Here is a 20583-nt window from a genome sequence, read left to right on the forward strand (position 1 = left end):
CTTCCAGGGAGGCGACCCGGCGGGACGTTCGAGTTCCGTAAGGTGTCGAACCGCTCCCGCGGCCCTTCCCGGGGGTGTCATGGACGACATGACCTTCCGCGTGCCCAAACCGCCGATCCGGTTCCTGTCCACGGTGCGGCCACCCTCCTTCGGCGGTCGGCTGCACGACGCCAGGACGGCGACGGTGGTGGGCCGGTGGCTCGGTGCCGCCTTCGGCGTCTGCCTGCTGACCGGTCTCGTCAGTCACTACCTCCAGCACCCGCCGGTCTGGCTCGCCGACCGCTTGCCCGCACGGCCGGTGTGGGGTTACCGGCTCACCCAGGGCCTGCACGTGGCCGTCGGCATCGCCGCGCTCGTGCTGCTCCCGGTCAAGCTCTGGGCGGTGTACCCGCGGCTGTTCGTGTGGCCGCCGGTCCGGTCCGTACGACACGCACTGGAGCGCCTCTCGATCGCCGTCCTGGTGGCCACCGCCGTCTTCCAGGTGGTGACCGGGCTGCTCAACATCGTCGAGTGGTACCCCTGGTCGTTCTCCTTCGTACCGGTGCACTTCGCCGTCGCCTGGGTCGTGGCCGGCTCGATCCTGCTGCACGTCGCGGTCAAGGCACCCGAGATCCGGGCCCATTGGAGCGGACGGTCGAGCGGAACACGTGCGTTGCCGGCCGAGGACGTCGCCGACCGGCGTTCGTTGCTCCTCGCCGTGGGCGGGGCGGTCGGTGTGGTGACGCTGACGACGGTCGGTCAGTCCGTCACCCCCCTCAAGGCGCTCGATCTGCTCGCGCCCCGCAGCCCCGACCACGGCCCCCAGGGCCTGCCGGTGAACCGGACGGCCGCCGCGGCCGGTGTCTCGGCCGACGGCCTGGCACGGTGGCGACTGGAGGTCGTGGGTCCACAGACCTACGTCCTCGGTCTCGGCGAACTGCGGACGATGGCTGCCGCTCAGGCCCGGTTGCCGATCGCCTGTGTCGAGGGCTGGAGCGTCGACGCAGACTGGGGTGGGGTGCGGGTGCGGGACCTGGTGGAGAGGGCCGGCGGACGGCCGGGCCGGGACGCCCTGCGGGTGACTTCGCTGGAGGCCCGGGGCGCCTATCGGGTGATGGAGATGGGTGCGGAGTACGTGGACGATCCGCTCACCCTCCTCGCCCTCACGCTCAACGGGCAGCGGCTCTCGCTCGACCACGGCTTCCCCGCCCGGATCATCGCCCCCAACCGGCCGGGGGTCCTGCAGACCAAATGGGTACACCGCCTGGAGGTGCTGTGAGCCCGTCTCAGGTGTTGCGCTACGCGGTCGGCGGTCTCGGGGTCGGCCTGATCGGCCTGGGGGCCTGGCTGGTGACGGCCGAACCGGCCCCGGGCGCCGTACTGGTGTGGCTGGCCGGGGCACTCGTCGTCCACGACGGCGTCCTCGCCCCGCTGGTCCTGGCCGTCGGCCTGCTGATCGCCGGACGACCCGGACGGGGCCTGTGGCGCGGGGCTCTGGTGATCGCCGGCAGCGTGGTACTGGTGACGCTGCCGCTCCTCCTGCGGCCCGGTCCTCCGCCCAATCCGTCGGCGCTGCCCCTCCCCTACGGACGGAACCTCGCGATCGTGCTGGCGGCCGTGGCCACGGGCGCGGGGCTGCTGCACCTCGCGCGCCTGTGGCGGCGGCGGTCTCAACGGCGAGTCGGTACCGACGGCTGAGGCACGAGGGACAGGAAAGAGCGTCCTGCAGCCGTCCAGCCATCGGACACGCTCCATCCGGTCGCGGCCGCCTGGTCGGAGAGGGCCCGGACACCCATCCGGGCCCAGGGGAACGGCTCTCCCCTGCCACCGCGGCCGTCGTCGACCCGCACCTCGCAGCGCTCGTCGACGTCGACGGGCGCGCATTCGGCGAGGACGCGACCGGTGCGGGACACGATCCGGCGCAACCGCCGCAGCAGGCGGGCGGGATCGCCGCCGATGCCGATGTTCCCGTCGATGAGGAGGGCCGTGTCCCAGCGGCCCTCCTCCGGCAGCTCCTCGAAGACGGACCTGCACAGGGCTGCGCCGCCCGTTCTCTCCGTACGGGACACTGCCTCCGGGTTGACGTCGATGCCCAGGGTTCGACGGCCGTCGGAGGTGAGGGCGGCGACGAGCCGTCCGGGACCGCAGCCGATGTCGAGGACCCGGTGCCCGCACCGTGCCAGGACGGACCGGTCCGCGGAGTCCGGCTCCTCGCACCAGCGCTCGACCTCCAGGGGCAGCAGCCAGCCGTCGTCACGCCGCAGGAACAGCGGCCCCCGCCCGGTGCGCAGGGCATCGGCGTATGGATCTGCGCGCCACGCCGTCGTGGTCACGACGCCGTCCCCGCTGTCGAAGCCGTGAGGCGGGCGTGCCGGGCCGCGAAACGCGTCCACGATGCCTCAGCCGCCACGTACCGGGCGTCCCGCGCGGTGTCCACGTCACACAGGACGGGCAGCGAACCGGTCCTCAGGCCGGCCGCCCTCAGCCGCGCGTGCTGCACGGCTCCGGTGTCGGGGCGGGACATCGGGACGCCGAGCAGGAGGGCGGGGTCGGGAACGGCGAGGCCGAGGGCCCAGAAACCCCCGTCGGCGGCGGCGCCGAACCAGGCGTCGTGCGCGTCCCAGCACAGGGCGGGGGCGAGGATTTCCGGGGTGATCTGCGGGGTGTCCATGCCGAGCAGGAGCGCCGGACCGTCGCAGGCGGCGAACGCGGCCGCGAGCCGGACGTCGAGTCCGCCCGCCACCTGGGGGACGACCTGGAAGCCTGGCGGCAGCCACGGCCCCGGTGCGCCGTCGAGCACGAGGACGTGCCGTGCGGCCGGGACGCGCGCCGCGGCGGTGAGAGTGTCCGCGAGGGCCGCCTCGGCGAGGGAGGCCGCCTCCTCCGGGGTGAACGGAGGCGTGAGGCGGGTCTTCACGCGGCCCGGCAGCGGCTGCTTCGCGATGACCAGGAGGGCGGTCACGGGCGGCCACCTCCCACGGCGACGGGCTCGTCGAGCACGCGGCGCATGTCGGTCACGGCCTGCCAGGTGCCCTTCCAGGTGCCGGTGACCTTCGAGCGGCCCGCCCGGGGCAGGTACGGCACGTCGACCTCGCACACGCTCCAGCCGGCGTCGGCCGCCCGTACCACCATCTGGAGCGGGTAGCCGCTGCGGCGGTCCGAGAGGTCAAGGCCGAGGAGTGCTTCGCGGCGGGTGGCGCGCATCGGTCCCAGGTCGCGCAGCCGCAGCCCGGTGCGGCGTTTCAGCAGTCGGGAGAGGGCCAGGTTCCCCGCTCTGGCGTGGGCCGGCCAGGCTCCTCGCCCGGTGGGGCGGCGGCGGCCGAGGACCAGGTCGGCGGAGCCGTCGGCCACGGAGCGGACGAGGCCGGGCAACAGGGCGGGGTCGAGGGAGGCGTCGCAGTCGCAGAAGCACACGAACTCGGCCTCCGCCGCGAGCAGTCCGGCCTGACAGGCGGCCCCGAACCCGCGCCGGGGCTCGCGCACCACCGTGGCCCCGAGGTCGGCGGCGAGCGCGGCCGATCCGTCGGTGGAGCCGTTGTCGACGACGATGGGCCGCCAACCGGCGGGAATCCGGGACAGGACCCAGGGGAGGGCCTCGGCTTCGTCGAGGCAGGGCAGGACGACATCTGCGGTCATGGGTGTCACACGTCTCACCGTAGGAATCGCGGACGGTTTTCAGGCCCTTTCACTCCTTACGAAACGCGGACATCGGGAAGCGTCCCCCGGGTGGGCGTGGCCGTCGGCGGCAGGAGGGTGCGAGGGTGAACGCCATGAGCGAGCACGACACCCCGACCGCACCCGCCCGGATCCTGGTGGTGGACGACGACCCCACGGTGGCCGAGGTGGTCGGCGGCTACCTGGAGCGGGCGGGCTGCTCCGTCGAGCACGCGGCCGACGGCCCCGACGCGCTGCTGCGGGCGGAGCGGCGGTGGCCGGACCTGGTCGTGCTCGATCTGATGCTGCCCGGCCTGGACGGCCTGGAGGTCTGCAGGCGGCTGCGTGCGCGCAGGCCCGTGCCGGTGATCATGCTGACGGCCCGCGGCGACGAGGACGACCGCATCACCGGCCTGGAGATGGGCGCGGACGACTACGTCACCAAGCCCTTCAGCCCGCGCGAACTGGTGCTGCGGGTCGAGTCCGTGCTGCGGCGGACCCGTACGGCCGCCGCCCCGGCGGATCCGGGACCCCCACTGCGGGGCGGAGACATCACCGCGGATCCCGTGACCCGCCGCGCCACCCGGGCGGGGCGGGAACTCGCCCTCACCCTCAGGGAGTTCGACCTGCTCGCGTACTTCCTGAGCCGTCCGCGCACCGTGCACGGCAGGGAGGAACTGATGCGGGAGGTGTGGGGTTGGGACTTCGGCGACCTGTCCACCGTCACCGTCCACGTGCGACGGCTCCGGGCCAAGATCGAGGACGATCCGGCCCGGCCCCGGTTCATCCGTACCGTGTGGGGCCTCGGCTACAGCTTCGAGCCGGAGAACGAGGAGGGGACGGAGTGAAGGACGTCCTGCTCATCGCCCTCTTCGCGCTTCTGGGGGCCGCGTGCGCCGGGCTCGCGGGCGCGGTCGTCCTGCGGCTCGTGCGCCACCGCTCGGTCGCGGTCTCCCTGGCCGTGGTCGCCGCCGTCACCGTGACGGCGATGCTCGCCGGAACGCTGGCCGTCGCCCAGGCGATGTTCCTCTCCGCCCACGACCTGTGGGTCGTCACCGTCGTCGTCGCCATGGCCGCCCTCGTCTCGCTGGCAGTCGCGCTTCTCCTCGGACGGTGGGTGGTGGCCCGCAGCCACGCCCTGACGAAGGCGGCGCGGGACTTCGGCGACGGAGGAAGCTTCTCCGCCCCCAGGGGCACCGCCACCGCCGAACTCGCCGCCCTCACCCTCGAACTGGCCGCGACGAGTGCCAAGCTGGACGAGTCCCGTCGCCGTGAACGCGCGCTGGAGACGTCCCGGCGGGAGCTCGTCGCCTGGATCTCCCACGACCTGCGCACCCCTCTCGCCGGGCTGCGGGCCATGGCGGAGGCGCTGGAGGACGGTGTGGCGGCCGACCCCGACCGCTACCACCGGCAGATCCGCACCGAGGTCGACCGCCTCACCGCCATGGTGGCCGACCTCTTCGAGCTCTCCCGGATCCACGCCGGCGCGCTCACCCTCGCTCCGAGCCGGCTCTCCGTCTACGACCTGGTCGGTGACGCGCTCGGCGGCGCCGATCCGCTCGCCCGCGAGCACGGCGTACGCCTGTCGGGAGAGGCGGTCCAGGCGGTGCCCGTCGAGGTGGACGGGAAGGAGATGACCCGTGTCCTGGCCAACCTCCTCGTCAACGCCATCCGCCACACCCCGCCCGACGGCACGGTGGCGGTGGCCGCCGAGCGGCGCGAGGACACCGTGGTCCTGTCGGTCACCGACGGCTGCGGGGGCATCCGGGACGAGGACCTGCCCAGGGTCTTCGACACCGGCTGGCGCGGCACCCAGGCGCGCACCCCTCCCGCGGGGGCGGGGCTGGGGCTCGCGATCGTGAGGGGCATCGTCGAGGCTCACTCGGGCAGCGCCGCGGTGCGCAACGTTCCCGGAGGGTGCCGTTTCGAAGTCGTCCTTCCGGCCGCCGCCGGCTGAGCGCGCGGGCCAGACCACGGCGTCAGACCGCGGCGGCGGAAGCCCGCTGCCCGGCCCGGGCGAACTCCTCCATCCCCTCGGCGAAGCCGACCTCCGGCAGCCAGCCGAGGTCATGCCGCAGCCGGGTGGAGTCGGCCGTGACGTGCCGGACGTCCCCGAGCCGGAACTCCCCCGTCACCAAGGGCTCCGGGCCTCCGTGGGCGCGGGCCAGGGCGGCGGCCATCTCGCCCACCGTGTGCGGCTCCCCGCTGCCGACGTTGTACGGGGTGAGCACCCCCGCGGGCAGGTCGGCGACGGCTTCCAGTGCCAGCACGTCCGCCGCGGCGACGTCCCGTACGTGGACGAAGTCCCGGAGCTGTCCGCCGTCCTCGAAGACGCGGGGCGCCTCGCCGCGTGCGAGGGCCGAACGGAACAGCGACGCCACGCCCGCGTAGGGGGTGTCACGGGGCATGCCCGGCCCGTACACATTGTGGTAGCGCAGGGAGACGGCCGTTCCTTCCACCGAGCGGGCCCAGGAAGCGGCCAGGTGCTCCTGGGCCAGCTTCGTCGTCGCGTACACGTTCCGGGGGTCGACAGGCGCGTCCTCCCGGACGAGTCCCGGGGCGAGGTCGGCGCCGCAGACGGGGCACCGGGGCTCGAAGCGTCCCGCCGCCAGGTCCTCGGCGCGCCGGGGCCCCGGCCGTACAGGACCGTGGGCAGGGCACTCGTAGCGTCCCTCCCCGTACACGACCATGGAACCGGCGAGGACGAGACGCCGCACACCGGTCTGCGCCATCGCCGCGAGCAGCACCGCGGTCCCCAGGTCGTTGCAGCCGACGTAGTCAGGGGCGTCGGCGAAGTCCTTGCCCAGGCCGACCATGGCCGCCTGGTGACAGACTGCCTGCACCCCGTCCAGCGCGGACCGTACCGCCCGCGGGTCCCGGACGTCCGCGTGCAGGAACTCCACCGGCGAGGGCGCTGGGGCAGTGGGATGAGCGCTGGGCAGCAGCGCGTCCAGTACGACGGGCTCGTGGCCCGCCGAGAGCAGTTCCGTGACGATGTGCGAGCCGATGAACCCGGCTCCTCCGGTGACGAGTACGCGCATGGTGCGACGTTAGGGGCAGGTGCCGCACCGCGGGGGCATCCATGCCGTGACGTAAGGCTTCCGTCATCAGTACGGACTTCCGAGGTTGCCCCACATCCCGGCTCCATCGAGTCGGCCCCCTCTCACGGAGCCGCTCCGACGCCCACGGCATCGTCACACGGGCGACGAGCCGGTGCGTGATCACCGGCCTTCCTGATCCCGGGGCCTGTCGCTCGAACCGACTCCGTCCCCCACAGCGAACGACCGGAAGTACTCGCGCAGCATCACGACAACTATCGGAACGCCACCCCAGACAGCACACAGGACCAGAGACTTCGGCTCCTCCGTGAACTGACCGCCGATCCACCAGAACGCGGTCATGGCCAGCCACAGCGCAACCCACAGAAGGGGCGTCGGAATTCGTCTGAACCAGTCATGCATACAAGGAGGTTACTGCCCAACCGATGTGCCACGAGCAGCACGGGCACCGAGACCAGTATCAGCGGCAAGCGCCCTCGCCGAAGGTCGCGTGGGAGATGTAGAAGGCGAGCACGTCGGGGCCGGGCGGGAGCAGGTCCTCGATTCCCGGAAAGACCACGGGCGGCTCCGGGTCCGGGGTCAGGGTGACGCGGACGCAGTACTCGGTATCGGTGTCCTCAGTGCCAACGGTGTAGCCGCCGTCCTCCTCCTTGTGCGTCTCGATGTTGTGCCTGGGCCCGATACCGCTCTCCTGGATCGCCTCGGCGATCAGGAATCCGCGGTCGCCCGCGAGAGTCGTGTAGTGCGCCTTGCCGTCCAGGTCCGCGACGGCCTGGTGGACGGCGTCGCGGAGCTCGCCCTCGCTCCAGGTCGACTCGGCCCGCACTCCGTACAGCCCGCCGAGCACGATGAGCGGCGCCAGGACGATGAGTGCGCGTCCGACCGGGTTGCGGTGGTTGTAGACGTACCGGCCGGTTCCCCAACCGCTCCTGACGAAGACCGGCTCCTCGCTCACCGTTCCTCCGGTCCGGGAGCGGCTCGACCTGGTCCCGTCCGCACTGCGGTCAGCGGCAGCCACTTCTTGCGCATCGGTCACTCGCCCATCGACTCGTCGGCACCTTCCGTGCCGTCCTGGCACAGACACAGCGCCAGGACGAAGCACACGACCCGCCTCGCCGACAGAAGCCGGTGGCGCCGCTCGATCCGGTCGTGCTTGGCCATCACCCCGTCCACCAGCTCAGCGGTGAACACCCTACTCAGAGCCCCGATCCGTACCTACTGACCCGCGCGGCCCCCGACCCCCACCGGCCGCCTGCCGACAGAAGCGAAGCGGTGGACGATTCATCGATTCGGTAACCGGCGGGGACAGCCGTCTCCGCCCACAGGATCGTTGCATAGGCTAAAGGTAGCCATGAGTGAAGAGCACCTTCCGGGGGAACGCCTTGTCCAACCAGCAGCCGTCCGGAACCCGGGTTCTATCGCTCCTTCCCTACATCGTCATGGGGGTCACTCTGGTGGCGGACGTCGCCGCCGGCCCCACAGTCGGTCTGCTGCCGCTGGTGGCGCTGGGGCCCGCCTTCGCGGGGCTCACCGGTGGACCGGCCCGCACCGCCCTCGTCGGGAGCCTGGCCCTGATCCTCTGCCTCGCCCTGGGCTGGTACGACGGACTGTTTCCCGGGCGGCGCGGCACGACGGCACTCATCTCGGTGGCCGGAGTGACCGCCGCCGGCCTGGCCGCAGCGGTGACGCGTCGCCGCAGGGAGGCGGAACTGGCCAGCGTCCGCTCGATCGCGGAGGTCGCGCAGCGGGTTCTCCTGCGCCCCGTACCGCGTCAGGCAGGCGAGCTCCTCGTGGCCGTCTCGTACACGGCGGCCGTCGCGGAGGCGCGGATCGGAGGGGACCTCTATGAGGTGGTGACGTTCCCCGGGGGCGTGCGGGTCATCGTCGGAGACGTACAGGGCAAGGGGCTCGACGCGGTGGAGACGGCGGCGGACGTGCTGGGCGCCTTTCGGGAAGCGGCCCACGACGAGCCGGAGCTGGTGGGGGTGAGCACAAGGCTGGAGCGGGCGATGGACCGGACTCTGCAGGGCGAGCGGTTCGTCACCGCGGTGATCGCGGAGGTACGGCCGGACCGGACCATGACGCTGCTGAACTACGGTCATCCCGCGCCCCTGCTGCTCGGTTCCGCCGGTGCGGCCCGATTCCTCGAGCCGGGTACGCCCGCACCGCCGCTGGGCCTGGGGCTCGACGGGACAGAAAGCCCGGAACCACTGACAGGAAAGTTCGCTCCGGGTGACCAGCTGTTGCTGTACACGGACGGCGTCGTCGAAGCCCGTGACCGGCGGGGAACGTTCTACCCGCTGGTGGACCGGCTCAGCCTCTTGGACGCGGAAAGCCCCGAGCTCGCCCTGGAGAGGCTTCACGGGGACCTCGTCAGACACGCCGAAGGGCCGCTCGGGGACGACGCCGCCTTGCTTCTGTTGCGCTACCGCCCGCAGGGCGAGCGAGTGGGAGGCCATGACGGACAGCCGCGTCTCTCAGGGTAGAAAGGTCGTATGCAGAAGCACGCGGGGGCCGAGCCGGCGCCGGACGACATCGAGGCCGTCACGCGCGCCGTGCTCACGGCTTCACGACTTCTGGTGGCCGTGTCGGCGCGGTCGCTGGCGACGGTCGAGGAGAGCATCACCCTGCCCCAGTTCAGGATGCTCGTGGTGCTGTCCACCCACGGGCCGTCGAAGCTGGTGACGCTGGCGGAGCACCTCGGGGTCCAGCCTTCCACCGCCATGCGGATGGTGGACCGGCTGATCGCGGCCGGCCTGGTGAGTCGCCGCACCAATCCCGGCAATCGGCGCGAGACCATGCAGAGCCTGACGTCCGAGGGTGAGCGCGTCGTCCAGCATGTGACCACGCGGCGCAGGGACGAGATCACGGGCATCCTGCGCCGGCTCGACCCCGCCCAGCGCAGCGCTCTCGTCAACGCGCTCGCCGCCTTCAACTCGGCCGGCCAGGAACCGCCCTACCGGGCGGGGGATGCCGATCCGCTGCCCCTGGGCTGGTCCGACCCCACGGACGAGACACGATAGGACCGCACCGTGGCGACGAAGGAGACGGCCGCGAAGACGAGCAGCAGGACGGTCGTCCAGGCCAGTCTTCGCAGCAAGGGGCCACGTCCTTCGAGTCCCCTCGGGGCGACCCTGTCGCCGGGGTCGTAGACCATGCCGATCAGGTCGCCCGGGATCACCTCGGGTCCACACCCGCGCCACAACCTCTGCCGTACGGGGGAGCCGTCCTGCAGCCGGACGGAGCACCGGTAGGCAGGGCGGTCGAGCGGCTCGTGAGCGACCGCGGTCACCACCACGTCCCGGGTCCGGCCGGCACCCGACAGAACCGCGTCGGCGGCGAGCGCCGAAAGGGCCGGGGAGAGGAGGAAACCGACGGCCACGAGGAGGGCGACCAGCAGATGGCCTGCGCGAAGGAACAGCAGGTACAGCGCCACGGCAGCTGTCGCCACCAAAACGGCCGCCTCAGCCTGGGACGAGGTCACACCGACCAGAACGGCGGCGGTGCTCGCCCCGCCGACGAGCAGAGTCGCGACGGAAGCGACGAAGAAGCCCTCGGCCACCAGCCACCACGGAGGGTTGCCCGCGTACTGCGCGGCGCCGAGAAGCCTTGCGCTCACTCGTGCTCCCGGCCCCACGTTGAGACTATGCAATAGTTTGTTTGCGTCGCGAAATAGCCGATGCCGGGACGTTACCGAACCGCGTCCATGGCGTATCGAGGCCAGCTGTCACACCCGGAGGCCAGCCACATGCCCACCTCCCCCCAGCGCCCACGTCCTCCCGTCGGCTGGAGAAGATTGCTCTTCCGTTCACCGATCCATCTCTTCCGCGCCGGCCTCGGCCCCTTGTTCGGCGGGCGGCTGCTCCTGTTGATCCACACCGGTCGACAGTCGGGCCGATCGCGCGAGGTGGTCCTGGAAGTGGTGGCCCGGGACCGCCGCCAAGACACCTGGACCGTCGCCTCCGGTTTCGGGTCGGAGGCCCAGTGGTACCGCAATCTGCGCCACACGCCCCAGGCGACGATCCAGTTCGGGCGTGGCTACCACGTCGTGACGGCCCAGTTCCCCACCCCCGAGGAGGGCGCGAGGATCATGACCGAGTACGCCCGCCGGCATCCCCGCGCCGCACGGACGCTCTGCCGCTACATGGGATTTCCCATCGACGGACACACCATCGACTTCCGGTCGGCCGGCAAGCAGATCCCCTTCGTGCGGCTGAAGTCCGACGAGCCGAGGTAAGCACCGCGGCAAGCCCAGGCATCCGCGGTCAGGGCAGGACCTCCAGAAGGTCCTTGCACGCATGCTGACAGTCCCGGCAAGCTTCGGCGCAGACCAGACAGTGCGCGTACTCCTTCGCGTGGCCCGCACACATGTCGGCGCATGCCGCACAGACGTCGGAGCAGATCCTCAGGAGGTCTCGAGCGACCCTGTCGAGACCGCCGGACGCGCGCGACAGCACGGACGCCGTGGCGCAGCAGGCTTCGGCGCAGTCGAGATCGAGCCGCACACAGCCGACCAGGCCCTTCACCCCATCCTCCCCCAGACATGCATCCGCGCATGTCTTACAGATCTGCGCACAGACGAGACACGAATCGATGCAGGCCGCCAGCTGTTCTCTCGCCTCGCTCGAGGCCATGGCCGCGGGATGGCGGCCGAGTACCGACGACATCCGGGGATTCATGAAAACCACCCTCTTCGTACAGCCCTCTCGATGCGTCTCCCCATGACCGGGGCAGTCATGCGCAAGGAAAGCAAGACCCTCAACCCGCCCTCCGCCAGCCAAACCCCCATCGGGCCGACGATGCGGTAACACTCAGGTAGCAAAAGTGGCACAACGCAAAGATGTTACTTTTTCGTTACATGGGGAAGCTTTGTCCAATTAAGGGGTTGTATCGACCCCTGAATCTCACCCTTACAGCCGACGAGAGGATTGCCGGACACCCCGCCCTTACCACAATCTCAGCACCTTACGGAACCTCTGCAGTCCAAGAAGTTGTCGACTGCGCTGGGTAACTTCGGCGCCCATGACCACAGCTCACACAGCACCGGAACACGTCCGGGACGAAGCGCCGGTCTCTGCCCGGGGATGGACCATCGGACGGCCACGGGCCGGCGACGGCGCCCAACTCTGGCGGCTGGCACGGGAGTCCGAGACGCTCGACGTCAACTCCTCCTACAGCTACCTCCTGTGGTGCCGGGACTTCGCCGACACCTCCGCCGTCGCCCGCGACGCGGACGGCCGGCCGGTGGGCTTCGTGACCGGCTACCTCCGGCCCGACGCGCCGGGGACGCTGCTGGTCTGGCAGGTCGCCGTCGACGCCGCTCACCGGGGCCGCGGCATCGCCGGGGCGCTGCTCGACCACCTCTCGGAACGCGTCGCCGGCACGTACCCGCTCGACGCCGTCGAGACGACCATCACCCCGGACAACCTCGCGTCGGAGCGCCTGTTCGGCGCCTACGCGCGGCGGCACGGCGCCCGGGTGAGCCGGACGGTGCTCCTCCCGTCCGGTGCCTTCCCTACGCCCGGCCACGAGGCCGAGGTGCTGCACCGCATCGCGCCGCTGGCCTTCTGACGCCGGACCCTCCGCCGCCCGGCCCCGCCCCTCCCCCGCTCCGTCTCCCCCGTTCCGCCACCCCCCGTACTGGAGTCCCGCATGACGCTCATCGCCGATACCGAACCCACCGTCTTCGAGACCGTCGAGTCGGAGGTGCGCAGCTACTGCCGCGCCTGGCCCACTGTCTTCGAACGCGCCACGGGCAGCCGCCTCTTCGACGAGCACGGCCGTCCCTTCCTCGACTTCTTCGCGGGGGCGGGTTCGCTCAACTACGGCCACAACAACCCCGCGCTGAAGCGCCCGCTCCTCGACTACCTCGGGAGCGACGGCATCACCCACGGCCTCGACATGTCGACGACGGCCAAACGGAGCTTCCTGGAGACCTTCCGCTCGGCCGTCCTCGAACCCCGCAGTCTGCCCTACAAGGTGATGTTCCCTGGACCGACCGGCACCAACGCCGTCGAGGCGGCGCTGAAGCTGGCCCGCAAGGTCACCGGCCGCAAGACGGTCGTGTCCTTCACCAACGCCTTCCACGGCATGTCCCTCGGCTCCCTCGCCCTCACCGGAAACGCCGGCAAACGCGCCGGCGCGGGCGTGCCGCTGACCCACACCACCCAGATGCCCTTCGACCACTACCTCGGTGGCAGGACCCCGGACTTCCTCTGGTTCGAGCGGCTCCTGGAGGACTCCGGGTCCGGCCTCGACCACCCGGCCGCCGTCATCGTCGAGACGGTCCAGGGCGAGGGCGGGGTCAACGTGGCGCGCGCCGAGTGGCTACGCGGCCTCGCCGACCTGTGCCGGCGCCGGGACATGCTGCTGATCGTCGACGACATCCAGATGGGCTGCGGGCGCACCGGTGACTTCTTCTCCTTCGAGGAGGCGGGCATCACCCCGGACGTCGTCACGCTCTCCAAGTCCATCAGCGGCTACGGACTGCCCATGTCGCTCTGCCTGTTCCGCGACGAGCTCGACGTGTGGGAGCCCGGCGAGCACAACGGCACCTTCCGCGGCAACAACCCGGCCTTCGTCACCGCCACCGCCGCCCTCGACACCTACTGGCGGGACTCCACCCTGCGCGACCGCACGCTGCGGCAGGCCGGACGAGTCGAGAGTGCTCTGCGCGACCTCACCGCCGGGCATGAGCGGCTCGGGATGTCGTACCGGGGCCGCGGTCTCGTGTGGGGCCTGGAGTTTCTGCACGAGGGTCGGGCGCGGGCGGTGTGCCGGCGTGCCTTCGAACTGGGCCTGCTCGTCGAGACGTCGGGGCCGCGCGACGAGGTCGTCAAGCTGCTGCCGCCGCTGACCGTCACCGACGACGAGCTGGACGAGGGCCTCGGCATCCTCGCCCGCGCCGTCCGCCACACCGCCTGAGACCGCCCGACCCACCGCACGGAAAGGCCACCGCCATGATCGTCCGCACCTTCGCGGAACTGGAGAACACCGAGCGGCACGTGAAGTCCGCCTCCGGCACCTGGGAGAGCAAGCGCATCGTCCTCGCCCGCGAGCGCGTCGGCTTCTCCCTCCACGAGACCGTCCTGTACGCCGGGACGGAGACCGCCATGTGGTACGCGAACCACGTCGAGGCCGTCGTCTGCACGGCGGGCGAGGCCGAACTCACCGACCACAAGACCGGGACGACGTACACGATCACCCCCGGGACGATGTACCTCCTCGACGGCCACGAGCGGCACACCCTCCGGGTCAAGGAGGACTTCCGCTGCCTGTGCGTCTTCAACCCGCCGGTCACCGGCCGCGAGGACCACGACGAGAACGGCGTGTACCCGCTGCTCACCGAGCCCGAGGGCGCCTGACCGCCCCGCCCCTCCCCCGTACGTACGAGAAAGGCCAGCACCGCGATGACCACCGCCCCCGCCCGCCCCGTCGACCCGTACCCCACCCGCGGCACCGAGGAGGCCCTCGTCTACCGCAAGGAGCCCGTCGTCTGGTCCGAGCCCGGCACGCCGGGGCCGTTCTGGCCGCGCGAGCTGGAGAGCTATGACCGCAACGGCTTCTTCGCCGTCGACGCCCTCGTCACCCCGGACGAGGTGACCGAACTCCGCGCGGAACTCGACCGGTTGGTCAACGACCCCGCAGTGCGCGACGACGAGCGGTCGATCGTGGAGCCGCGCTCCCAGGAGATCCGCTCGGTCTTCGAGGTGCACCGGATCAGCGAGGTCTTCGCCCGGCTCGCCGCCGACCCCCGGCTCGTGGACCGGGCCCGGCAGATCCTCGGCTCCGACGTCTACGTCCACCAGTCCCGGATCAACGTCAAGCCCGGCTTCGGCGCCAGCGGCTTCTACTGGCACTCCGACTTCGAGACCTGGCACGCCGAGGACGGACTGCCCCTCATGCGGGCCGTGTCGGTGTCGATCGCGCTGACCCCGAACTTCACCACCAACGGCAGCCTCATGATCATGCCGGGCTCGCACCGCACCTTCCTCGGCTGCGCCGGCGAGACCCCCAAGGACAACTACAAGCAGTCGCTGCGGATGCAGGACGCCGGCACCCCCTCCCACAAGGCGCTCACGACCTTCGCCGAGGCCTGCGGGATCGAGCACTTCACCGGCGTGGCGGGGTCCGCCGTCTGGTTCGACTGCAACGCGATGCACGGCTCCGGCGACAACATCACCCCCTTCCCCCGCAGCAACGTCTTCCTCGTCTTCAACAGCGTCGAGAACGCACCGGAGCTGCCGTTCGCCGCGCCGGTCCGCCGGCCCTCGTTCATCGCCGCCCGCGACACCACCCCTATCGGCTGATCCCGGTGAACCTCCGGCACAGAAAGGACCTCATGAAGCACCTTCCCTCCCTGGACCGCCGCCGCTTCCTCACCCGCTCGCTGGGCATCGGCACCCTGATCGCCGCCCCGGCCCTCCTCGGCGCCTGCACCCGTACCGAGATCGGCGCCAATGGCCCCGGCGGGGATGCGGACCTGCTGGCGAGGCTGCGGAAGCAGGGTCACGTCCGGGTGGGCTTCGCCGGCGAGGCCCCGTACGGCTTCCAGGACGGCGGCGAGCTCGCCGGGGAGGCGCCCACCCTCCACCGGGAGATCTTCACCGCCCTCGGCATCCCCGAACTCCGGCCCACCCTCACCGAGTTCGGCGCCCTCATCCCCGGGCTGCTCGCCGGACGGTTCGACGTGGTGAGCGCCGGCATGGCCATCACCCCCGAGCGCTGCGCCAAGGTCGCCTTCTCCGAGCCGGAGTTCGTCTCCCCCACCGCCCTCATGGTCCGCGAGGGCAACCCGAAGGGCCTGAGCGACCTGACGTCCTGCGCGGCGAAGGGCATCCGGGTCGGCGTCCTGACCGCCGCCGTCGAGGGCGGCTACGCGAAGGCCGCGGGCGTCCCGGACGGGGCCCTGGTGACGGTCGGCAAGCAGCAGGACGGACTCGACGCCCTGCTCGCCGGACGGATCGACGCCTTCGCGCTCACCGGCATCTCGCTGCGCTGGCTCGCCCGCACCAACCGGGGGGCCGCCGTCCAGGTCCTCGAACCGTTCGTACCGGAGATCGACGGCGTCGAGCAATACAGCCCTGGTGGTGCCGTCTTCCGGCCGGGTGCCACGACGCTGCGCGACGCGTTCAACGCCGAGCTCATCAAGATCACCGGTGACCCCGGGCGGTACGTGGGGCTGATCGGGAAGTACGGCTTCACCGAGCGCGAGGTGCCACCGCGCACCCTGCGCACCACCGATCTCTGCACAGCGTGACGGGCCGCCGGCATGGCTGACTTCCTCCCCGAGCTGGGCCGGGCCCTCCCTGCGATCGGCGAGGGGCTCCTGGTCACCCTGGAGGCGACGGTGCTCGGCGCGGCCCTCGCGCTGCTCGTCGCCTTCGGCCTGGGCCTGGCCGCCCGCTCCCGGGCCGTCGTGGTGCGCGGCGCGGCCCGCGTCGTCGTGGAGTTCCTGCGCGGCACCTCGCTCTACGTCCAGCTGTTCTGGCTCTTCTTCGCGCTGCCGATGCTCGGCTTCCGGCTGGAGCCGATGGCCTGCGGGGTGCTCGCCTTCGGGCTCAACTACGGGGCGTACGGCGCGGAGGTGGTGCGGGGCTCGATCGCGGCCGTGCCCGCCGCCCAGACCGAGGCGGCGATCGCGCTGGGCATGGGGCCGGTCCTGCGGCTGCGGCGGGTCGTGCTGCCGCAGGCGTACGTCCTCATGCTCCCGCCCTTCAAGAACCTCCTCATCCAACTGCTCAAGGCAACCCCGCTGCTGTCCCTGGTCACCGTCGCCGACCTCACCTTCCAGATCGATCAGCTCCGCTCGGCGACCGGCGCCACCGCGTCCGCCTATCTGGTGCTCCTGCTCCTCTACTTCGGCGTGGCAGCGCTTCTGGGAGCCGGCATGAACGCGCTGGAGCGAACGGCGAAGGAACGGCTCGGCCAGGAAAGCGGTGGTGCGTGATGTGGGACATGGACGCGGCGCGGGCCGCGCTGCCCGTCGTGCTGTCCGGCTTCGGCGTGACCCTGCTGGCGACGGTCCTCGGCTTCGCGGTCGCGGTGGTCGCCGGGCTCGGCGTCGCCCTGGTCCAGCGCTCCGGGGCCCGGTGGATCGCCCTGCCGGTGGGGGCGCTGGCCTCGTTCGTCCGCTCGACGCCGGTGATGGTGCAGCTGTTCGCCGCCTGGGTGCTGGTGCCGGGCCTGGACCCGTTGACGCTCGGGGTGCTGGTGCTGGGGCTGCACTACGCCACGTACCTCTCCGAGGTCTACCGCGCCGGCATCGACGCCGTGCCGAAGGGCCAGTGGGAGGCGTGCACGGCACTGTCGCTGCCGCGCCGCCGGGTGTGGCGGGCCGTGGTGCTGCCGCAGGCCGTGCGGAAGGTGCTTCCGGCGCTCGGCAACTACGCGGTCTCCATGTTCAAGGAGACGCCGTTCCTCTCGGTCATCACGGTGAACGAGATGGTCCACGAGGCGAGCACCTTCGGCAGCACCCACTTCGCCTATCTGGAGAGCTTCACCCTGGCCGCCGCCGTCTTCCTGCTGGCGAGCTGGCCGACGTCCGTGCTCGTCCGCCGACTGGAGGCCCGCCTTGCCCACTGAGACCGACCACGGACCGGAGAAGGTGCGGTTCGCCCGGGTGACGAAACGGTTCGGGGACCACACCGTCCTCGACGGGCTCGACCTGGCGGTCGCGCCGGGCGAGCGGGTGACCCTGATCGGCCCGAGCGGCTCCGGGAAGACGACGATCCTGCGGCTGCTGATGACGCTGGAGCGGGTCACGGACGGCGTCGTCCACGTGGACGGCGAGCCGTACTCCCACATGCCGTCGGGCCGCGCGGGCGGCAAGCTCGTCCCGGCGGACGAGCGCTACCTGGCCCCGCGCCGCCGGCGCGTGGGGATGGTGTTCCAGCAGTTCAACCTCTTCCCGCACATGAGCGTCCTCGCCAACGTCATGGAGGCGCCCCGGCACGTCCTGGGCCTCGACGGCGACGAGGCCGCCGCGCGCGCCCGGGACCTCCTCGGACTCGTCGGTCTCGCCGAGAAGGAGGACGAGCACCCCACCCGGCTCTCCGGCGGCCAGCAGCAGCGCGTCGCCATCGCCCGGGCCCTGGCGATGCGCCCGGAGCTGCTGCTCCTGGACGAGGTGACCTCCGCGCTCGACCCCGAGCTGGTGGCGGAGGTCCTGGACGTGCTGCGGGACGTGGCGGCCGGCACCGACATCACGATGCTCTGCGTCACCCACGAGATGGGCTTCGCCCGCGACATCTCGCACCGGATCCTCATGTTCGACGAGGGCCGCGTGCTGGAGTCCGATGCCCCGGAGCGGCTGCTCGACGACCCGGAGCACGAACGGACCCGGGCGTTCCTGAGAACGATCCGGTGAGCGGCCGCTCGCAGAGCCGACCGTCCAGCCCGTCACCCGTTGGACGCCGATTGCCCGCCAGGGCTGGCACGCCGACGGAATGCGGCAGCAGAGGGAAGGCGAGGGCTCCCTCGTCAAACGCGAGTGAGGGCGGCGGCGCCGAAGGAAACATCGAAGCGGTCGCACCAGATGCTGAGGCTGGTGTATTGGGACCAGTCGACGTCGGCGGGCAGCGCGTAGTTCTGGTCGCCCTTGTTCCCCTTGAGTTTGGCAAGCGTGACGTGACGCCCGTCGTCGAAGACGTGCCAGCCCGCCTTCCCCTCCACGACTGGCGCGTCGCTGAGGACGACCCGAAGGTCCGGCCCGTTGCTCGTGTCAAGCTCCTCGATCCTCAGGGTGTGGGTGCCATCCGCGAGACGGACCACCTTCGCGGTGCCGGAGGTGTCGTGTTCGTGACTGATGAAGACTCCCTCCGCCACGGTCGTCGGACCGACCGGCGCGGGCGCGGGCGACGTGGCACCGGAGGCGGTGGGGACCACTGCCTCGGTGGTGGGTGCGCTCGTGGGGAGAGCCTCGTTCACCGTCTCGTCCACCCACAGGGCCCACGGCTTGAACCACATCAGGGCTGAGGCCGCCACCACTGCGGCGACACCGCCCCACAGCGCCCACTTCCTTCGGCGTTCCATGGTGCCCTCCTCCGGTTCGACTTCACTGTCTTCCCCATCCAAGCGGGGGACACCCTTTACAGAGAAGCCGCACCGGATGACGAATCTCTTACGGCCTGGACGTCTCGATCACTCGACCGCCTCGCACGGCGGGCGCCGAGAGGACTCGCCTCGAAGGCCAGCCGCCCCAGCGCGACGAGGCAACCCTGCCCGAAGACCATCACCAGCAAAGCGCCTTCGTCCCAGTACCACTCCACGGCCCAGGGGCGAAGGATCACCACCGTCACGCCGAGATGTGAGGCGGAGAGGACGAGCCCGGCCCGGCGACGGCGGATGCAGAGAAGCGGCACCACCGCCCACACAGTGGAGACGAGCACCATCAGAGGGGCGGCAAAAGGCAGAACGGACATGGCGGACCTCGTGATCGGCAGATCGGTCTGCAACCGTCGCATCCGCGCAGGGCTCGTACCAGTCTTTCAACGCATCACCTTCATCACGGGAAAGCCGAGCTCGACGGCCGGCACGGTCTCCGCCGGAGGGCACTCACGTGCGGCCGGCCGAACGGTGTGCTTTCGTGGGGCCAGGTCGTTTCCCGGAACCTCGGCCGGCGATCTCGATCACCAGCCCTCGGTGCGTTCGCCGACCTTCTTGGCATCGCCCAGAGAACAGCAGCCACTGGCTTGCACCAGTGTGCCGTCCGCAACTTCAAAGGTCGCTATGGCCCCCCTGTCGGACGGGACGCGTGGACGACGAATGCGTCTCCCGCGACGACGCGCCCCTCGCCGCGCGCCCGGGACTCAGACGGCCGAACGGTGGTCCCGAGTGCCCGCACCGCGCGCGAATCGGAACCGCGTGACCGACGTGGGGGCCCAGCCCCGCAGGTAGGCGACGCCGAGCGGCGGCAGGATGACCGTGCGCAGAAAGTTCCACAGAATCTGGAACAGGAGTGTCGCCCTCCCTCATGCAGGAGATGGTCGGCAGGTTGACCAGCCCGAGAGCCGTAGGTCGCCGCTCCGGGCCTGCGGTGCGCCGAAGTCCCAGGCGTGTAGCGGAGCGGGACCGCGTGGGCATGGTCGGCCGCTGGTCACAAGAGCGTGCTTCCCGCCGCGAGGGGGCGCGCGTGCCGACCTCGGCTCCGTACGGCCTTCCAGGCGAGGTAGTGGCGGACGAGCGGAACCATGGCGCACCAGAGGAGGGCCTCGCCGACCGGCCCGAGCTCTGCCAGGCCGGCGAGGGCGAAAGCGGGCAGCACGCACAGGGTGGAGCCGAGGGCCCATTTCAGCCGCAGCACGAGCACAGCGGGCAGCCCGGTAGCGGCCCAGGCACGGGCCCCGGCGCAGGCGGAGGCTCCGGTGTGGAGGAGGAAGGCGCCGATGGGGATCAGGGCGAGGGCGACAGCGAGGATGAAATCCGCCTCGTCTTCCGGGGTGTCCGCTGTTTCCTGGGCGATTCCGTCGCGGGCGACGACGACGGCGTGGTCGCGCCACAGGGTGACGGTGACGTCGTCGCCCGCTTCGAGGCGTTCGAGGAGCGGCCCTTCACCACCCATGTCTATCTCCTGGGGAAGCCCCGGTGTCTTGTGCAGGCGGAGGGCGAACTCCTCATGCTTAGGTTCGTCCCGGATGACGACAGTGGCCACGCGGGCCTTGCGGGCATGGAGACAGCTTGCGTGAGGCGCGGGAGTGGCATCGGCGCAGGTCTCGGCCTGGAGGTACTGGCGCTCGTCCGTCACTGCCTGGGGTACCGCGGCCAGGCCGAGGGACACGACGGTGAGGGCGGCAAGGCCCAGGAGGGCGGCGACGGCTCCCCACGCCCGGTGCCAGAGGGTTCGTCGGCGCGTGCTCATGGCGAGGTCCTGTGGCCGGAGAACCCAGGGTGC

General features: G+C 71.3%; 27 protein-coding genes. 15 read left to right on the forward strand and 12 right to left on the reverse strand.

The annotated features are described in order from the left end of the window. The first annotated feature begins 88 nt into the window (after positions 1–88). On the forward strand, positions 89–1258 hold the full coding sequence (locus IE326_RS00790; RefSeq protein ID WP_373310217.1) for a molybdopterin-dependent oxidoreductase: 1170 nt from the start codon (positions 89–91) through the stop codon (positions 1256–1258). Beyond that, the gene (locus tag IE326_RS00795) at positions 1255–1677 is read left to right on the forward strand and encodes a hypothetical protein (RefSeq protein WP_229915150.1); all 423 of its coding nucleotides are present in this window, start codon (positions 1255–1257) and stop codon (positions 1675–1677) included. Before IE326_RS00790 ends, IE326_RS00795 begins: the two co-directional genes overlap by 4 nt. On the opposite strand, the gene IE326_RS00800 is transcribed toward IE326_RS00795, so the two are convergent. From IE326_RS00800 to IE326_RS00810, 3 genes are read right to left on the reverse strand one after another with little or no spacing between them, the layout of a single operon-like run. Next, positions 1650–2312, reverse strand: coding sequence for a class I SAM-dependent methyltransferase (locus IE326_RS00800; RefSeq protein ID WP_190040512.1), 663 nt, complete (start codon positions 2310–2312; stop codon positions 1650–1652). The two genes, IE326_RS00795 and IE326_RS00800, sit on opposite strands and share 28 nt — an antisense overlap. Continuing rightward, complete coding sequence (locus IE326_RS00805; RefSeq protein WP_190040513.1) at positions 2309–2941, reverse strand: TIGR04282 family arsenosugar biosynthesis glycosyltransferase; 633 nt, start codon at positions 2939–2941, stop codon at positions 2309–2311. The genes IE326_RS00800 and IE326_RS00805 overlap by 4 nt, the downstream gene beginning before the upstream one ends. After that, a complete protein-coding gene (locus tag IE326_RS00810; protein WP_150235211.1) occupies positions 2938–3615 on the reverse strand; it encodes a glycosyltransferase family 2 protein in 678 nt (225 codons plus the stop codon). Before IE326_RS00810 ends, IE326_RS00805 begins: the two co-directional genes overlap by 4 nt. 134 nt (positions 3616–3749) lie before the next feature. Between IE326_RS00810 and IE326_RS00815 the strand changes: the two genes are divergently transcribed. Together IE326_RS00815 and IE326_RS00820 are read left to right on the forward strand one after the other, a co-directional pair. Next, on the forward strand, positions 3750–4481 hold the full coding sequence (locus tag IE326_RS00815; RefSeq protein ID WP_190040514.1) for a response regulator transcription factor: 732 nt from the start codon (positions 3750–3752) through the stop codon (positions 4479–4481). Continuing rightward, complete coding sequence (locus IE326_RS00820) at positions 4478–5590, forward strand: sensor histidine kinase (RefSeq protein WP_190040515.1); 1113 nt, start codon at positions 4478–4480, stop codon at positions 5588–5590. The genes IE326_RS00815 and IE326_RS00820 overlap by 4 nt, the downstream gene beginning before the upstream one ends. A 22-nt stretch (positions 5591–5612) precedes the next feature. Here IE326_RS00820 and IE326_RS00825 read toward each other — a convergent pair whose 3' ends face one another. The 4 genes from IE326_RS00825 to IE326_RS00840 all read right to left on the reverse strand — a co-directional run bounded on the left by IE326_RS00825 (position 5613) and on the right by IE326_RS00840 (position 7901). Continuing rightward, positions 5613–6674 carry an NAD-dependent epimerase/dehydratase family protein gene (locus IE326_RS00825; RefSeq protein WP_190040516.1) on the reverse strand — a complete coding sequence of 354 codons (1062 nt, stop codon included), beginning with the start codon at positions 6672–6674 and terminating at the stop codon, positions 5613–5615. A 180-nt stretch (positions 6675–6854) separates the two neighbouring features. Beyond that, entirely contained in the window at positions 6855–7094 is a 240-nt protein-coding gene (locus tag IE326_RS00830) for a hypothetical protein (RefSeq protein WP_190040517.1), read from the reverse strand. A 58-nt stretch (positions 7095–7152) separates the two neighbouring features. Further along, a complete protein-coding gene (locus IE326_RS00835) occupies positions 7153–7647 on the reverse strand; it encodes a hypothetical protein (protein ID WP_190040518.1) in 495 nt (164 codons plus the stop codon). A gap of 77 nt (positions 7648–7724) precedes the next feature. Then, positions 7725–7901, reverse strand: a complete 177-nt coding sequence (locus IE326_RS00840; RefSeq protein WP_308440320.1) for a transposase domain-containing protein — start codon at positions 7899–7901, stop codon at positions 7725–7727. Positions 7902–8131: 230 nt separating this feature from the next. Between IE326_RS00840 and IE326_RS00845 the strand changes: the two genes are divergently transcribed. Next, positions 8132–9178 (forward strand): PP2C family protein-serine/threonine phosphatase, encoded by a 1047-nt coding sequence (locus IE326_RS00845; protein ID WP_190042114.1) that lies wholly within the window; start codon positions 8132–8134, stop codon positions 9176–9178. A gap of 9 nt (positions 9179–9187) precedes the next feature. Beyond that, on the forward strand, positions 9188–9715 hold the full coding sequence (locus IE326_RS00850; RefSeq protein ID WP_190040520.1) for a MarR family winged helix-turn-helix transcriptional regulator: 528 nt from the start codon (positions 9188–9190) through the stop codon (positions 9713–9715). On the opposite strand, the gene IE326_RS00855 is transcribed toward IE326_RS00850, so the two are convergent. Next, positions 9649–10311, reverse strand: a complete 663-nt coding sequence (locus IE326_RS00855; RefSeq protein WP_190040521.1) for a hypothetical protein — start codon at positions 10309–10311, stop codon at positions 9649–9651. The genes IE326_RS00850 and IE326_RS00855 overlap by 67 nt on opposite strands. A 129-nt stretch (positions 10312–10440) precedes the next feature. Between IE326_RS00855 and IE326_RS00860 the strand changes: the two genes are divergently transcribed. Then, entirely contained in the window at positions 10441–10929 is a 489-nt protein-coding gene (locus tag IE326_RS00860) for a nitroreductase family deazaflavin-dependent oxidoreductase (RefSeq protein WP_190040522.1), read from the forward strand. A 28-nt stretch (positions 10930–10957) separates the two neighbouring features. Here the strand turns inward: IE326_RS00860 and IE326_RS42070 are convergent, their stop codons facing one another. Continuing rightward, positions 10958–11371: a four-helix bundle copper-binding protein gene (locus tag IE326_RS42070; RefSeq protein ID WP_506417381.1), complete on the reverse strand. Its 414-nt coding sequence runs from the start codon at positions 11369–11371 to the stop codon at positions 10958–10960. Positions 11372–11714: 343 nt separating this feature from the next. Here IE326_RS42070 and ectA point away from each other — a divergent pair, with 343 nt between their 5' ends. The 8 genes from ectA (at position 11715) to ehuA (ending at position 18060) form a co-directional block, all read left to right on the forward strand. Continuing rightward, positions 11715–12263: a diaminobutyrate acetyltransferase gene (ectA, locus tag IE326_RS00865; protein WP_190040523.1), complete on the forward strand. Its 549-nt coding sequence runs from the start codon at positions 11715–11717 to the stop codon at positions 12261–12263. 81 nt (positions 12264–12344) lie between these two features. Then, positions 12345–13616 (forward strand): diaminobutyrate--2-oxoglutarate transaminase, encoded by a 1272-nt coding sequence (gene ectB, locus IE326_RS00870; RefSeq protein ID WP_190040524.1) that lies wholly within the window; start codon positions 12345–12347, stop codon positions 13614–13616. 35 nt (positions 13617–13651) lie between these two features. Next, positions 13652–14056, forward strand: a complete 405-nt coding sequence (locus IE326_RS00875) for an ectoine synthase (protein ID WP_190040525.1) — start codon at positions 13652–13654, stop codon at positions 14054–14056. Between the two features lie 45 nt (positions 14057–14101). Further along, complete coding sequence (gene thpD / locus IE326_RS00880) at positions 14102–15001, forward strand: ectoine hydroxylase (protein WP_190040526.1); 900 nt, start codon at positions 14102–14104, stop codon at positions 14999–15001. A 32-nt stretch (positions 15002–15033) separates the two neighbouring features. Then, positions 15034–15951, forward strand: coding sequence for an ectoine/hydroxyectoine ABC transporter substrate-binding protein EhuB (ehuB, locus tag IE326_RS00885; protein ID WP_190040527.1), 918 nt, complete (start codon positions 15034–15036; stop codon positions 15949–15951). A gap of 12 nt (positions 15952–15963) precedes the next feature. Next, positions 15964–16641 carry an ectoine/hydroxyectoine ABC transporter permease subunit EhuC gene (ehuC, locus tag IE326_RS00890; RefSeq protein ID WP_190040528.1) on the forward strand — a complete coding sequence of 226 codons (678 nt, stop codon included), beginning with the start codon at positions 15964–15966 and terminating at the stop codon, positions 16639–16641. Continuing rightward, positions 16641–17276 carry an ectoine/hydroxyectoine ABC transporter permease subunit EhuD gene (gene ehuD / locus IE326_RS00895; RefSeq protein WP_190042115.1) on the forward strand — a complete coding sequence of 212 codons (636 nt, stop codon included), beginning with the start codon at positions 16641–16643 and terminating at the stop codon, positions 17274–17276. The genes ehuC and ehuD overlap by 1 nt, the downstream gene beginning before the upstream one ends. Continuing rightward, the gene (ehuA, locus tag IE326_RS00900) at positions 17266–18060 is read left to right on the forward strand and encodes an ectoine/hydroxyectoine ABC transporter ATP-binding protein EhuA (RefSeq protein ID WP_190040529.1); all 795 of its coding nucleotides are present in this window, start codon (positions 17266–17268) and stop codon (positions 18058–18060) included. Before ehuD ends, ehuA begins: the two co-directional genes overlap by 11 nt. A gap of 113 nt (positions 18061–18173) precedes the next feature. On the opposite strand, the gene IE326_RS00905 is transcribed toward ehuA, so the two are convergent. The 3 genes from IE326_RS00905 to IE326_RS00915 all read right to left on the reverse strand — a co-directional run bounded on the left by IE326_RS00905 (position 18174) and on the right by IE326_RS00915 (position 20550). After that, the gene (locus IE326_RS00905; protein WP_190040530.1) at positions 18174–18725 is read right to left on the reverse strand and encodes a DM13 domain-containing protein; all 552 of its coding nucleotides are present in this window, start codon (positions 18723–18725) and stop codon (positions 18174–18176) included. A 56-nt stretch (positions 18726–18781) separates the two neighbouring features. Next, complete coding sequence (locus tag IE326_RS00910) at positions 18782–19147, reverse strand: hypothetical protein (protein ID WP_190040531.1); 366 nt, start codon at positions 19145–19147, stop codon at positions 18782–18784. A gap of 641 nt (positions 19148–19788) precedes the next feature. Beyond that, positions 19789–20550, reverse strand: coding sequence for a hypothetical protein (locus tag IE326_RS00915; RefSeq protein ID WP_190040532.1), 762 nt, complete (start codon positions 20548–20550; stop codon positions 19789–19791). Positions 20551–20583: the final 33 nt, after the last annotated feature.

The sequence above is a fragment of the Streptomyces filamentosus genome, assembly GCF_014654895.1.
Taxonomy (GTDB): Bacteria; Actinomycetota; Actinomycetes; order Streptomycetales; family Streptomycetaceae; genus Streptomyces; species Streptomyces filamentosus.

Coding starts and splice junctions, on each gene's coding strand:
- IE326_RS00790 (WP_373310217.1), top strand. CDS start 89: ATGACCTTCCGCGTGCCCAAACCGCCGATCCGGTTCCTGTCCACGGTG.
- IE326_RS00810 (WP_150235211.1), bottom strand. CDS start 3,615: ATGACCGCAGATGTCGTCCTGCCCTGCCTCGACGAAGCCGAGGCCCTC.
- IE326_RS00815 (WP_190040514.1), top strand. CDS start 3,750: ATGAGCGAGCACGACACCCCGACCGCACCCGCCCGGATCCTGGTGGTG.
- IE326_RS00825 (WP_190040516.1), bottom strand. CDS start 6,674: ATGCGCGTACTCGTCACCGGAGGAGCCGGGTTCATCGGCTCGCACATC.
- IE326_RS00830 (WP_190040517.1), bottom strand. CDS start 7,094: ATGCATGACTGGTTCAGACGAATTCCGACGCCCCTTCTGTGGGTTGCG.
- IE326_RS00845 (WP_190042114.1), top strand. CDS start 8,132: ATGGGGGTCACTCTGGTGGCGGACGTCGCCGCCGGCCCCACAGTCGGT.
- IE326_RS00850 (WP_190040520.1), top strand. CDS start 9,188: ATGCAGAAGCACGCGGGGGCCGAGCCGGCGCCGGACGACATCGAGGCC.
- IE326_RS00860 (WP_190040522.1), top strand. CDS start 10,441: ATGCCCACCTCCCCCCAGCGCCCACGTCCTCCCGTCGGCTGGAGAAGA.
- IE326_RS42070 (WP_506417381.1), bottom strand. CDS start 11,371: ATGAATCCCCGGATGTCGTCGGTACTCGGCCGCCATCCCGCGGCCATG.
- ectA (WP_190040523.1), top strand. CDS start 11,715: ATGACCACAGCTCACACAGCACCGGAACACGTCCGGGACGAAGCGCCG.
- ectB (WP_190040524.1), top strand. CDS start 12,345: ATGACGCTCATCGCCGATACCGAACCCACCGTCTTCGAGACCGTCGAG.
- IE326_RS00875 (WP_190040525.1), top strand. CDS start 13,652: ATGATCGTCCGCACCTTCGCGGAACTGGAGAACACCGAGCGGCACGTG.
- thpD (WP_190040526.1), top strand. CDS start 14,102: ATGACCACCGCCCCCGCCCGCCCCGTCGACCCGTACCCCACCCGCGGC.
- ehuB (WP_190040527.1), top strand. CDS start 15,034: ATGAAGCACCTTCCCTCCCTGGACCGCCGCCGCTTCCTCACCCGCTCG.
- ehuC (WP_190040528.1), top strand. CDS start 15,964: ATGGCTGACTTCCTCCCCGAGCTGGGCCGGGCCCTCCCTGCGATCGGC.
- ehuD (WP_190042115.1), top strand. CDS start 16,641: ATGTGGGACATGGACGCGGCGCGGGCCGCGCTGCCCGTCGTGCTGTCC.
- IE326_RS00905 (WP_190040530.1), bottom strand. CDS start 18,725: ATGGAACGCCGAAGGAAGTGGGCGCTGTGGGGCGGTGTCGCCGCAGTG.
- IE326_RS00915 (WP_190040532.1), bottom strand. CDS start 20,550: ATGAGCACGCGCCGACGAACCCTCTGGCACCGGGCGTGGGGAGCCGTC.